Origin of the sequence: Oceanobacillus sp. FSL K6-0251, assembly GCF_038004725.1 — a bacterium.
GTDB lineage: Bacteria > Bacillota > Bacilli > Bacillales > Amphibacillaceae > Oceanobacillus > Oceanobacillus oncorhynchi.
On the sequence record NZ_JBBORS010000001.1, the window covers coordinates 2,782,139 to 2,794,748 of the forward strand.

Below are 12,610 nucleotides of genomic sequence, written 5' to 3' on the forward strand. Positions count from 1 at the left end.
TTTTTTCCTCCCTCCAAATCAAGCATCCCTAGCATTAAGATGAATGATTTCTCCATTTGCAGCTTCAGCCAGCTCTCTATGGCATGTAAATACAATAACCTGCTGATTTTCCGCCATCCGCTCCAGTACCTGTTGCATACGTTCTGAACGTTTCCCGTCAAAATGCACTAAAACATCGTCCATCAGAAATGGCAGACCGCTCGCTTTTGCCATCACCTCATTAATCGCAAGGCGCAGGGAAATATAAAGCTGATCTCTTGTTCCCTGAGAAAGCTCCTCCACGCGAAACCGCCGTTTTTCCCTGCTGTTTTCTACTTGAAAAGGCTGCTCTGCTGCAGGTGAATATATTGTATCATATTGATTTCTAGTAATCTCTTTAAAATAGATTTGGGCGGTTTCAATTACAAGCGACAAGTATTTATCCTTGTATTGGCTTTTCGCAGCAGCCAGCATCCGTAAAGCTGTTTTTTGTACAGCCCAGGTTCTGACCAAGTCCTCCAGTTCTTCCTTCTCCATTGCCAGCTGGTGCATTTGCAGAGATATATCCTCCGCTCTTTCCAGCTGTTCAATACGTAATTTCAATTCTGCCTGCTGACTCTTTAGTTGTTCTAACGCTTCTTCCTCATCCGCTAAAGCCAGCTCTAATTCTTTTTTCTTTTTATAATGGTCAGCACCCTCTATGGAAACATTTATCCATTCCTGCTGCCATTTCTCCGGAAGCAGGATGTGGATTCTTTCTCTCAGTTCTTCTTGTCTGGCGTACAGTTTATTATATTGTTCTTTTCTTGTCTTCTTTTCAAAATAAACTTCTACAGACTCCACTTCTGCCATATTTAACAGTTTATCTATTTCTTTCTTATCATGGTTTCTTTTTTGGATGAAAGCTGCCTGTTTATTGCTGGTGTCCTTTATAAATTGATTCAGCTGCTGAAGCTCATGCTGGCGCTGCTGTTCTTGCTGTTCTATTTCTTCAAGGGCATGCATTATTTCATCCATATGAGTCTGCTCCGCCAGCCCTTTATGCTTCAGCCAACTCTTGGCCTGGTCTGAAAACTGCTCTATCCGTTCTTTTACTCTGACTAATCCTGTATAGATATGCTGCTTTTCATTCGTCAGCTGAAGCAGCTTTTGTAATAAATGGTAAATATCCTGCCAATAAAAGACATCGATGGATTGTAAAAATGGAAACTGATTTTGCTGCTTCCGTCTGCCCTCTTCTAATTTATTTTGCTGCTTGATTAGGTTAGATTCAGCCGTACCCTTCACTTTTAGCTGATGAATCGTTTCTCGTAACGTCTCATTTAAAGCAGAGAGCTTACTGCGCAATATTTGCTGCTTTTCCAAAATTTCCTGTGCTTCCAGATATTCTGCTTCTGTCACGTCCATTTCCTGTTCAGAGGGGGCGGTCTGCCAGCTTTCCTGCTGCTGTTTTAATTTTTGGATATCCTGCTGTTGTACATGCCGGAAATAATATATACCAATTCCGCCTGCCAGGCTTAATAAAAAAAGCCACGGCATGCTTCCTGCATATCCAATAAAGGCTGCTGCCAAGGAAATCCCTATTCCAACAGCTGTAAATCTTTTTGTTTGCTTCTGCTTCTCTTCTATCATTTGACCAAGCATTTGATGCATATACTGTTGCTGTGTTTCGCTGCGTTGATTGGTCTGGTGATAAGCTTGGATCCGCTGTTTTAATTCATCTACGTGCACGTCAGCAAGCAGTTCTTTTTCTGCTTGCTTCTGCTCCTCCTCCATTCGTGCTTTTTCCTGGGCCAAATGGTCTTTCTGCTGTTGATTATCAGCGATGCTTTTTTGTACATTTCCCAGCTCTTCACGTAATGCCGCCCATTCCTTTTCAAGATAAAACGGTAATTCCAGCTGTTCTAAATCTTCAGCGGTTATACGAATCTGCTTTTCCTGAATCATCTCTGTAATTTCACGGGCTTTATACTGATAATCCTCTTCCAACGTTTTCTTTCGTTCTATCATAAAGGTTATTTCTGCTTTTTGATTCAGGAAATGATTTAATTTTTCTTTTTCTCCGTCCTGCAGGGAAATCGTTTCTAAATCTTGTTTTTTCTCCATATACGTGTCTAAGGTAGCCTGATGGGAGCTGATTTCTCTGTCTGCCTGATTCATATCTGCATGGATTGTCTCTATTTGCTTCTGATAATCTAATGAAAAATCACGGACATCCGCCAGTTTTTGCAATTCTTCGGAAACACGAAGCATTTCTTTTCGTATAGGCAGTATTTTTTCCAGCTGCTTTTCTCTTTCCAGCTGTTCATTTTTCTCTGCAATCTGCTCTTTTTTCAACCTATGTTTATTTTCCAATGCACGCATTTTTTCTATTTGTTCTTTATATGATTTTTCCAGCACCTTGCTTTCTCCAGTCTGTTTATCTTTGATTCGTAACGCACTTAGTTTTTCATTGATAACCGGCTTGGTGCCAGAAGGCTTAAATTGCTTCTGCAGCTCTGCCTGCAGCTTCTTTTCCACTTTATAAATCGCTGTTGAACCTGTTAAACCGACACTTAATAGAAGCTCACTGATATCCGATTCATTCATATCCTGCATCACGGTTAAATCTTGATTAGAAAAGGAATAAATCGATTGAAAGGTTTCCAGATTCATATTTCCCAAAAAAGCTCCGAACCAGGTCATGTCTCTTTCCGCTCCAACGTTATCAAAGCATCTGACCTCAGACGCATCCAACCGTTCAATCATTATATTTCCTTCCGCAGGATGCTCTAATATCATCCTTCCTCCTAATTTACTGCTGGTTTTGGGACGATAAAAATCACATTGCTTTTTGGACATTCCAAAAAGCATATATAAAATAAATTGATGCAGGGTTGTCTTCCCGGCTTCATTATCGCCTAAGAGCGTTATCAAATTAGAACCAGAGAAGGAGAAAGACTGGTCGACCCATCTGCCAAAGCCGTAAATCGTAATTTCCTTTATCCTCACTTTGCTCTCTCCTTCCGCAATAGCGTATTCAGCAGCTTATAAGCATCCGATTTAATCGTCTGTTCCTCTTCCTCCGACAGAGGGGATAAAAACTTTCGCGCATCCTTGTGATGATAAATTTCATTTAATCCTTCCTGAATAAATGCCATATCAGCTTCTTCTAATATATCTTCTAAAAAAGCGTCTTTCAGCTGAGCTGGTTCTTCCTCCAAAACAAGCTGATAACGGTAAATATACTGCCATGGAAAAGCTTCTGTCAAAGATTCATTTATCACTTCAACTAACTCTTGAACAAGGATATCATCCGGGGAAAATGCATCATTTTCTCTTGCTGTTATGTTCAAATACAATAAGCTTGGAACACTGTGTTCCGGCAATTGCCTCATAATGGCTTTTTCTGCTTGAGAAGGAGTGAGACAATCCCGAATGTCCACCTGTGCTTCTTCATAACGGATTGCCTGAAGCGGCAGGAAGGTTTGCTTTACCTGATGTCTGCTTAAGTTAACCAGATAACAGCCTTTTTCTCCCGTCTCCTTTCGGTGCCTCCCTTGTATATTGCCCGGATAAATAACCGGAGGATCTGTATGGAGCTGCTGCCGTTTATGTATATGGCCCAATGCCCAATAATCCATGCGTTTGTTTAACAGGTCTTTCAGCTGGAATGGCGCATAAGAGTCGTGCTCTGTATTTGTTGCCACGCTGCCATGCAGCATAGCGATATGAAGTGGAAATTCATCCTCTGTCCGTTCATATTCTGAAGATTTATTTTCATATACAGCTCTATTTTCATAGCTGAATCCGTATATAGCCGCAGCCGCTTCTCCATTCTTATAAAAAGGAATAGATGTTACGGATTCATCAGGAAAGATATATACATTATCGGGGTATTCCACGACAAAGGCATCCCCTTTTCTGAAATCATGGTTTCCATAAGATAAAAATACTGCAATATTTTCATCGGCCAGCCTTTCAAATGCGCGTCGCAGTCTTATTTGCGCTTTTAAGCTTTGTGATTCTTGATCGTACAGATCACCTGTTAGTAAAACAAAATCTACCTTATTGTTTATCGCTTCATCAACCAGGTGATTCAAAGCAGTAAATGTGCTTTCTTGAATTTCTTTAAATAGATTGGCAGGCACATGCCTCAGGCCTTTAAATAAGCTGTCTAAATGTAAATCAGCTGCATGAATAAAAGTAACTGCTGCATTCACTGTCTCCACTCCCAGTTTTATGATATCCTTATTTTAACAGAGGCAATAACAGAATGCACGTTCTATCCGCTGATTATTCTCCAGCACAATAAAAAAAGCCTACCGTACGTGTAGACTTTTATCATGATTTATTTATTATTTTGTAAACTGATTCAGCACATCCATCAGTTCGTCAATTGCTTCATCGCCTTCTCCAGATTTCACAGCATCGCTGACACAATGCTTGATGTGACGTTCAGCAACTTCAAATCCAACACGCTTTAACGCGGAATTAATCGCACTGATTTGAACAAGAATATCTACACAGTATCTATCTTCATCAATCATCTTTTGAATACCGCGGACCTGACCTTCAATTCGTTTTAAACGATTTGTCACTGCTTTTTTCTCGGCATCTGTTCTTGGTTTCAATGTATGCTCATGTAAGGAATCCATCGTATCCCTCCTTTAATCTTCTCTTTTAATATACCACCCTACCGTATATATGTCAATGCAGAAGACTTCTGCTTAAAAGTCCATTATATCATTAATCAAAATAAAACGTATCCTGAACAGGAGTTATTTTTAGAGTCTGTTTCTATAGGTTTGTATAAATCATCCTGCTGATAATTTCTTCCGGTTCAACCATCATTATCTTTCCCGTTACTCCTTTAAAATAACCGCTTCATATGCCACACAGGCAAAGCGGTTATTTTAAAATCAATCATACAGCTATTCTTTTTTTGATAAATTGATGGCACGTTTAAAATCTTTTAACGATCCTGATTTGCCATACATCAGTACCCCGCCTTTGTATACGCGGGCTGCCAATGCAGCAAACAAAGCAATCGTTACAATCATAATCCCGATAGACAAACCAATTTCCCAAAATGGGATATTGAGCATACCGATACGTAAAAACATTATCATCGGCGTAAAGAATGGGATATAGGATGTCACCGTAATCAATGTTGATTCAGGCATACCCAGACCTGTCATTGCAATGACAAAGGCAATGACAATCAGCATCGTCATCGGCATAATCAATTGATTAACATCCTCAATCCGGCTGACTAACGATCCGAGCATGGCCGCCAGAGTTGCATAGAGGAAATAGCCTAATAGGAAAAAGACAATTGCATAAATGTAAATAACCGGATCATTATCCATAATTCCCATTACTTCAAAAAATTCCCCTGCTGCAGAATCTTGATTTGCTTGAATGGCAAAGTAACCTCCGCCCAGCAGGATAATCATTTGTGTCAATCCTAACAAAGCAATCCCGACAATCTTTCCAAACATATGCATCATAGGCGGAGCACTGGAGATAAGAAGCTCCATGACGCGGGATGATTTTTCTGTTGCAACATCTGTAGCAATCATCTGACCGTATAGAAGAACGGTCATATACAGAACAAACAGCATGACATATACCAGACCTCGAGATTGATTCATTTCTTCTGCTGTTCTGGCACTGTCATCCAGCTGCTCTGTCTGCAGGCTCACCGGGGCATAAATCATATCTAACGTTTGCTGGTCAATTCCCGCCTCCTGCGTTCCAACAACCACCTTCAGCTGCTGCAAAATCTGCTCAATTTCTACCTGTTCGCCCGTTTCCGAAATACGGTTCGCATAATAGTCTCCTTCGGGCAGATTATTTTCATCGGCAGCAATGACAAGCAAGCCATCATATTCTTCAGCAGAGACTGCATCCTTCGCTTCTTCCTCTGTTCCTTCAAAATTCTCAAAGGCAATTCCGGCGCCTTCACTTATCCCTTCCCCCTGCAAATAATCACCGTATATTCCGGATTCATCGATGACAAGCACTTGATCCGATTCTTCATCACCTGAAAACATATCAATAATAGAGGATATATTTGCAAAACCAATAATGATAGCTAATGTAATTGCCGTGGTAATAATAAATGATTTCGATTTTACCCGCGAAAGATACGTATGACCAACAATCGTCCAGAATTTATTCATAGGAAGCACCTACCTTTTCAATAAAGATATCATTTAAAGAAGGCTCTTCAATTTCAAATTTCCGGACAAAGCCTTTCCCTTGCAGCTCTGAAAATATATCTTGTGCAATTTGTTCATCCTCAATCTGCAATGCACATCCATCCGGCAGTTCTTTATAAGAAGCCACACCTTGATAATTCTTTAAAAATTCTGTTGAAAAATCACCGCGGATATCAAGATTTTTCTTTCCAAAGCTGTGTTTGATTTCGCGTAAGGAGCCATGAACAACTGGCGTTCCTTTTTGCAGAATACAGATATGCTGGCACATTTCCTCGACATGCTCCATCTGGTGAGAAGAGAAAACAATCGACGTCCCCTGATTTTTTAAATCTTTGACAGCATTTTTCAGCATTTCTACATTGACTGGATCTAATCCAGAAAATGGCTCATCTAATATTAACAGTTTAGGCTCATGAATCACGGCAGAAATAAACTGTATTTTCTGTTGATTCCCTTTAGACAGCTCCTGCACTTTTTTATCTAAGTACTCCGGTACTTTAAACCGTTCCAGCCATTCATCCAGCTTTTTAAGAACCTCTTGTTTTTTCATTCCCCGCAGCCGTCCTAAATAAATAATTTGCTCTTTCACTGTTAATTTCGGATACAGCCCTCTTTCTTCCGGCAAATACCCAATTAAATGACTCTCATTATAAGAAATCGGGCCGCCGTCCCAGGTAATATCGCCGGATGTTTTATCCAGCAGGCCGAGAATCATACGAAATGTTGTTGTTTTGCCTGCCCCGTTTCCGCCTAAAAACCCAAACATTTCTCTTTCAGGAATTTCCAGAGATAAATTGTTTACTGCAGTATGATTTCCAAACCGTTTTGTGACATTTGATAGCTTTAGCACATACTTCTCTCCCTTCTGTTGACTATACAATTGAACGAATCAAAAGGTTCATATAACTTTTCAAATTTTTATTCATCCACTTGTTATACGTACAAACATATCCATTCGTTTCATTTTTTTATTATATCTATCCTGTTTACTATCATTACCTCCCCGGCGCTTCTATCTAAATCATTATGATTAGAAAACCAAGAGCACCACTTGGTCTTTAAATCACCAGTGTCCTCGCCGAAGCGATGTCCGCTGCGGGAAGTCGCTTTCCGCGGGCAACGGATCAGCCTCCTCGGAAGAAAATCACTTCCTGCGGGGTCTTCACCTGTTGCTTTTCCCGCAGGAGTCGGCTTCCCTCCGCTCCCATCTAAGAAGAATTATGTTTTATTTGCTTTCTTTCAAAGAAATGAAGCTAATTCTAGCGACGCTTTTTGATGGGACGAGTAATCGCAGTCCCAGAAGAAATACACGGAGACTCCTGTGGGAATGCGCAGGGTGAAGACCCCGCAGGAAAAAAGTGAATTTCTTTTTTTCTACCCTCAGAGCATAAGTGCGACTTTAGCTCTGTCTGCGCCTGTCGGCTTGCCAATTGCTAAGTCTTCTTTTCACCCTCGGGGCATAAGTGCGACTTTAGCTCTGTCTGCGCCTGTCGGCTTGCCAATTGCTAAGTCTTCTTTAGAGGAGATGAGCTCGGGCCCATGGAAAGTGGAGTTTATTTCTGGGGCCTAAGATTACTCACCCCATGAAACCCGTTGGAGCGGCTATATTCAGCATTTTTTATATACTTCTTATTCTTCAAGAAAAAATGAATACCAATTCATAACTATTGCAAGAAGTATTTCATCTGTTTTATAATTTAGAGTAAAGCGATTACATTTTGGAGGAGGTCATTCGATGGGGACATATTATTTAACGGTATTTTCACAATCAGGAGAAAAACTGCTTGATACACAATTTGATGCTTCCACGCATGCAGAAGCAAAGGAAATTGGAAAGGAAAAGCTGGATAAAGAGGGGTACGCTGAACATACACATCGATGTGTCAGCCCAAATGCTAAGCTGGTGCTCTTTCATCGTTAAAAAGTTAAAATCCCTGCTGCTGCAAAAGGTAAAGCAGCGGCAGGGATGTATCCGTTCATTTTTTATTCAGCTGCACCATAAAGTTCTTCTAATGGTTTTGTAATGGTTTGAGAGATTTCATTAATCACATTGTTTAGTTTCTGCTCTTCTTCCATTAATTTTGAGATGGCATCATGCTGTTGAACCGTCTCAACGATTTGTCTTGCTTTTTCAATTTCTTCTTCAGAAATATCTTGACCTTGCATATGCTTTTCCTGCAGGTTTAATTGTGTTTCACGGAAGTTTTCAAACATTTGCTTTGCAATTTCGTCAGACATTACTGCTTCATAAGCTTGTTTTAAATCCTGAAATTCTTTGCTTTCACGAAGTGCTTGTTCTAATTGATTTGCTTGTTCTTGTAAATTTGACATTAATATAACTCCTCCTTCATCGTCTCTTGCTACTATAACAAAGCTGTTAACGTATGTATAGCCATATCTATTTAATGGATTAAAAAATAAATCCTGCATTTTCATAGTATAATAAAAGCAGCATGCAATAGAACTGCTATCTCAGTTTAAAAGGAGGAATACGATTGCATTTACAACGATTGAAGAAGCTTTACCCCAGTTTGACAGAGCTTCCCAAAAACCAGAAAGAAGTAAACCCTGATTTTAAGTGGTACCAACTGGAAAATACCGTTATCGGTATTGATAATAAAGAATTAACAGACAGAGATAAAATCCTTCTGGGCACTTTTCTTACTTCTTACCATGTTCAGTTGCCCATTCAAACACCTAAAGAAAAACAGTGGGAAGCACGGATTCACCGGCAAAAAGACGCAAACCTTGGTAAAGCCGGGCGCTACCGTTTTATTTTTTTTCGAATCGAACAAGGACAGATTGATACAAATGTATTCAGAAAAACGTTACAGGAATTTTTTTCAGGAGATTTATCTATATTATGGAATCATACAAATGAAGGGTTTATTATCGAGGAACCGGCCAGTTTTTTAGAGGAGGGCATCACTTATCACCAGATCGCCGATACATTAACAGGTGAATTATATGTGAAAATCATGTTTTTCATCGGCCCCTACTTAGAAAATGATAAAGACTTGGCAGACTGCATAGAGCAAATTACCACCATGGCAGAGAGAAGCTTTCGAAAAATGGACACAGCTGTGATTGATTATACCGAGGTATACCCTTCGTTCCTTATTGAAATTCTTTCCCATAAGCAACGGCAGCAATTAAGTGAATGGGTTTTGAAAGAGTTTTTAACAGACCCGGAGGCTTTAGAAACGATTCGAATGTTTATTCAATGTAATTTAAATGTATCTGAAACAGCAAAGAATTTATATATCCACAGGAACAGCCTGCAGTATCGACTCGATAAATTTTATGAAAGTACAGGCATTGATATCAAGCAGTTTGATAATGCATTTACCGTTTATTTAGCCATTTTAGCAAATATGCACAATATCCAGTCATAATTTTGTGCAACATCTCCATATTGTTTTTACAGCTTTTTCAGTAAAATTAAAAACATAAGAAAAACGCTTTCATTTTATTTTAACACTAAATCATTTTAAGGAGATGTCATCATGGCAGAATTAAAATTAAATCATATTCAAAAGAAATACGATAAGGATGTATTAGCGGTAAAAGATTTCAACTTACATATTCAAGATAAGGAATTTATTGTATTTGTCGGGCCATCCGGGTGCGGGAAATCAACTACATTGCGCATGATTGCCGGCTTGGAAGAAATATCTGACGGGGAACTGTATATTGATGAGAAATTAATGAATGATGTTTCACCAAAAGATCGCGATATCGCAATGGTATTCCAAAACTATGCCTTATACCCTCATATGAATGTATATGATAATATGGCATTCGGACTTAAGCTTCGCAAATTTAAAAAAGAAGAAATCAAAAAACGTGTTGATCAAGCGGCTAAAATTTTAGGATTAGAAGCATACTTAGACAGAAAACCAAAAGCATTATCCGGCGGACAAAGACAGCGTGTTGCTTTAGGACGTGCGATTGTCCGGGATGCCAAGGTATTCCTGATGGACGAACCTTTATCTAACCTGGATGCAAAATTGCGTGTGCAAATGCGTGCAGAGATCCAAAAGCTGCACCAGCGACTGCAAACCACAACTATCTATGTGACTCACGACCAGACCGAAGCAATGACAATGGCAACAAGACTCGTTGTAATGAAAGATGGTGTTATTCAGCAGGTTGGTGCTCCTAAGGATGTGTATGACTTACCGGAAAACATTTTTGTAGGCGGGTTTATCGGATCTCCATCTATGAATTTCTTTACTGGCACATTGCAGGGAGACAAGTTCCAAATCGGTGACCATTCCTTCCTAATTCCGCAGCCAAAGCTTGCACCGCTGAAAGAACAGGGCTATGAAGGAAAAGAGCTGACTATCGGTGTTCGTCCGGAAGATATTCATGATGAATTAGTCTTCTTAGAATCCTCTCCTGAGTCTAAATTGACAGCCAAAATTGAGGTTGCGGAATTGATGGGAGCAGAATCTATTCTTTATTCCAGTATCGATAATCAAGAATTTGTTGCGCGCGTCGATTCTCGTGCAGATATTCAAGGCGGGGATGAATTAGAGCTTTCCTTTGATATGAATAAGGTCCACTTCTTTGATAATGAGAGTGAACAGCGGATACGTTAAGACAGAAGATATTGGTAAAGGGGAACTCATTATAAGTTCCCCTTTTTAGCCAGTAATATTTTATTTAATAAAATTATTTACCATGCATTTGTTGTTGAGCAGTCTGCACTAGGCGTTTTGTGATTTCTCCACCTACAGAACCGTTTGCACGAGAAGTTGAATCTGCACCAAGGTTTACACCAAATTCTTGAGCGATTTCATATTTCATTTGATCAAGAGCTTGTTGTACTCCAGGCACTACTAATTGGTTTGAATTGTTGTTTGCCATGATTATCACCTCCTGTACAAGTATCTTCTGCAGTTTCGCCCAACTTATGATAGCTAATTTTTGGAAATTAAAAAAGCTGAACCCTATGCATGGATTCAGCTTTTTGATTGCTTCATGTTCGTATTCAAAAGTACTGCTTTCTAAGCTTATTTGGGATGTGTCATTTCCTCTGGTCTTACATACTCATCAAATTGTTCAGCAGTCAATAAACCAAGCCTAACTGCTGTCTCTTTTAATGTTGCATTATCTGCAAATGCTGTTTTGGCGATTTTTGCAGCATTTTCATAACCGATATGCGGGTTTAAAGCAGTTACCAGCATTAATGATCCATGCAGATTTTTCTCAATTTGCTCCAGGTCCGCTTCAATTCCGATTGCACAGCGCTCATCAAAGGAAAGAATGCTATCTGCCAGCAATTGGCTGGATTGCAGGAAGTTATAGGCAATCACCGGTTTAAAGACGTTTAGTTCAAAATTCCCTTGACTGGCAGCAAATCCGATTGCCGCATCATTTCCCATCACCTGTGTCGCTACCATCGTTACGGCTTCACTTTGTGTCGGATTTACTTTTCCTGGCATGATCGAGCTTCCAGGCTCATTTGCCGGTATCGTAATTTCTCCAATACCACAACGCGGTCCGCTCGCTAACCAGCGTACATCATTGGCAATTTTCATCATATCTGCAGCAAGACCTTTTAACGCCCCATGCGCATAAACCGTCTCATCATGGCTCGTTAATGCATGGAATTTGTTTTTAGCAGAAATAAATGTTTTATCAGTATATGCTGAAATAGCTTTACAAACCTTTTCTGAAAAATCCGGATGTGCATTTAAACCCGTTCCGACAGCTGTTCCACCGATAGCCAGCTCCCGCAGATGTTCATTACTCTCTTTAATCATGGTGTATGATTTTTCTAACATCCGGTGCCAGCCGCTGATTTCCTGGCCTAACGTCAATGGTGTTGCATCCTGCAAGTGGGTCCGCCCTATTTTTACAATGTCCGTAAATTTATTTTGTTTTTCTTCCAGTGTGTCCTTGAGTTGCTTCACGGCAGGAAGTACGGTATCTTCCAATTTCAATACAGCTGCTACATGCATCGCTGTAGGGTATGTATCATTTGAACTTTGTGATTTATTTACATCATCATTCGGATGAAGTTTTAACTCGCTCCCCTGCTCTTGAAGCCATTGATTACCAACATACGCCAATACTTCATTTACATTCATATTTGACTGTGTTCCGCTTCCTGTTTGCCATACTACTAATGGAAAATGGTCATTTAATTTATCTGCTAATACTTGGTCTGCAGCATATTTTATTGCTTCCGCTTTTTCTTCCTCCATTAACCCCAGTTCAAAGTTGGCAACAGCTGTACTTCTTTTTAAAATTGCAAACGCTTTAATGATTTCGACAGGCATAGTTTCCTGACCGATCGGGAAATTCTGTTTACTGCGTTGTGTCTGCGCTCCCCAATATTTGTCGGCCGGCACCTTAATTTCCCCGATAGTATCTTTTTCAACACGATAATCCATCCTAATTCCTCCTTGAACTTT

12 protein-coding genes are annotated in these 12,610 nt (G+C 39.9%); 4 read left to right on the forward strand and 8 right to left on the reverse strand.

Annotated elements, in window-relative coordinates; all coding sequences use genetic code 11:
- Nucleotides 1-18 precede the first annotated feature (18 nt).
- The 5 genes from MKY45_RS13940 to MKY45_RS13960 form a co-directional block, all read right to left on the reverse strand.
- The gene (locus MKY45_RS13940; protein ID WP_341173025.1) at nucleotides 19-2,970 is read right to left on the reverse strand and encodes an AAA family ATPase; all 2,952 of its coding nucleotides are present in this window, start codon (nucleotides 2,968-2,970) and stop codon (nucleotides 19-21) included.
- Complete coding sequence (locus tag MKY45_RS13945; RefSeq protein ID WP_193064763.1) at nucleotides 2,967-4,181, reverse strand: metallophosphoesterase family protein; 1,215 nt, start codon at nucleotides 4,179-4,181, stop codon at nucleotides 2,967-2,969. The genes MKY45_RS13940 and MKY45_RS13945 overlap by 4 nt, the downstream gene beginning before the upstream one ends.
- A 135-nt stretch (nucleotides 4,182-4,316) precedes the next feature.
- Nucleotides 4,317-4,616 carry a metal-sensing transcriptional repressor gene (locus tag MKY45_RS13950; RefSeq protein WP_042534650.1) on the reverse strand — a complete coding sequence of 100 codons (300 nt, stop codon included), beginning with the start codon at nucleotides 4,614-4,616 and terminating at the stop codon, nucleotides 4,317-4,319.
- 276 nt (nucleotides 4,617-4,892) lie between these two features.
- Nucleotides 4,893-6,146 (reverse strand): ABC transporter permease, encoded by a 1,254-nt coding sequence (locus MKY45_RS13955; protein ID WP_042534653.1) that lies wholly within the window; start codon nucleotides 6,144-6,146, stop codon nucleotides 4,893-4,895.
- Nucleotides 6,139-7,035 carry an ABC transporter ATP-binding protein gene (locus tag MKY45_RS13960; RefSeq protein WP_042534654.1) on the reverse strand — a complete coding sequence of 299 codons (897 nt, stop codon included), beginning with the start codon at nucleotides 7,033-7,035 and terminating at the stop codon, nucleotides 6,139-6,141. The genes MKY45_RS13955 and MKY45_RS13960 overlap by 8 nt, the downstream gene beginning before the upstream one ends.
- Nucleotides 7,036-7,521: 486 nt before the next feature.
- Between MKY45_RS13960 and MKY45_RS13965 the strand changes: the two genes are divergently transcribed.
- Both MKY45_RS13965 and MKY45_RS13970 read left to right on the forward strand, forming a co-directional pair.
- Nucleotides 7,522-7,755 carry a hypothetical protein gene (locus MKY45_RS13965; RefSeq protein ID WP_175297069.1) on the forward strand — a complete coding sequence of 78 codons (234 nt, stop codon included), beginning with the start codon at nucleotides 7,522-7,524 and terminating at the stop codon, nucleotides 7,753-7,755.
- Between the two features lie 165 nt (nucleotides 7,756-7,920).
- Nucleotides 7,921-8,106 carry a YhzD family protein gene (locus MKY45_RS13970; protein ID WP_042534658.1) on the forward strand — a complete coding sequence of 62 codons (186 nt, stop codon included), beginning with the start codon at nucleotides 7,921-7,923 and terminating at the stop codon, nucleotides 8,104-8,106.
- Nucleotides 8,107-8,168: 62 nt separating this feature from the next.
- Here MKY45_RS13970 and MKY45_RS13975 read toward each other — a convergent pair whose 3' ends face one another.
- Nucleotides 8,169-8,516, reverse strand: coding sequence for a YlbF family regulator (locus tag MKY45_RS13975; protein ID WP_042534660.1), 348 nt, complete (start codon nucleotides 8,514-8,516; stop codon nucleotides 8,169-8,171).
- A 164-nt stretch (nucleotides 8,517-8,680) separates the two neighbouring features.
- On the opposite strand from MKY45_RS13975, the gene MKY45_RS13980 reads away from it, so the two are divergent.
- Nucleotides 8,681-9,580, forward strand: a complete 900-nt coding sequence (locus tag MKY45_RS13980; protein ID WP_193064761.1) for a PucR family transcriptional regulator — start codon at nucleotides 8,681-8,683, stop codon at nucleotides 9,578-9,580.
- A 111-nt stretch (nucleotides 9,581-9,691) separates the two neighbouring features.
- Nucleotides 9,692-10,789: an ABC transporter ATP-binding protein gene (locus MKY45_RS13985; RefSeq protein WP_042534664.1), complete on the forward strand. Its 1,098-nt coding sequence runs from the start codon at nucleotides 9,692-9,694 to the stop codon at nucleotides 10,787-10,789.
- Nucleotides 10,790-10,862: 73 nt separating this feature from the next.
- Here the strand turns inward: MKY45_RS13985 and MKY45_RS13990 are convergent, their stop codons facing one another.
- Together MKY45_RS13990 and fumC are read right to left on the reverse strand one after the other, a co-directional pair.
- Entirely contained in the window at nucleotides 10,863-11,057 is a 195-nt protein-coding gene (locus MKY45_RS13990) for an alpha/beta-type small acid-soluble spore protein (protein ID WP_040981996.1), read from the reverse strand.
- 146 nt (nucleotides 11,058-11,203) lie between these two features.
- Complete coding sequence (gene fumC / locus MKY45_RS13995; protein WP_256704796.1) at nucleotides 11,204-12,589, reverse strand: class II fumarate hydratase; 1,386 nt, start codon at nucleotides 12,587-12,589, stop codon at nucleotides 11,204-11,206.
- Nucleotides 12,590-12,610: the final 21 nt, after the last annotated feature.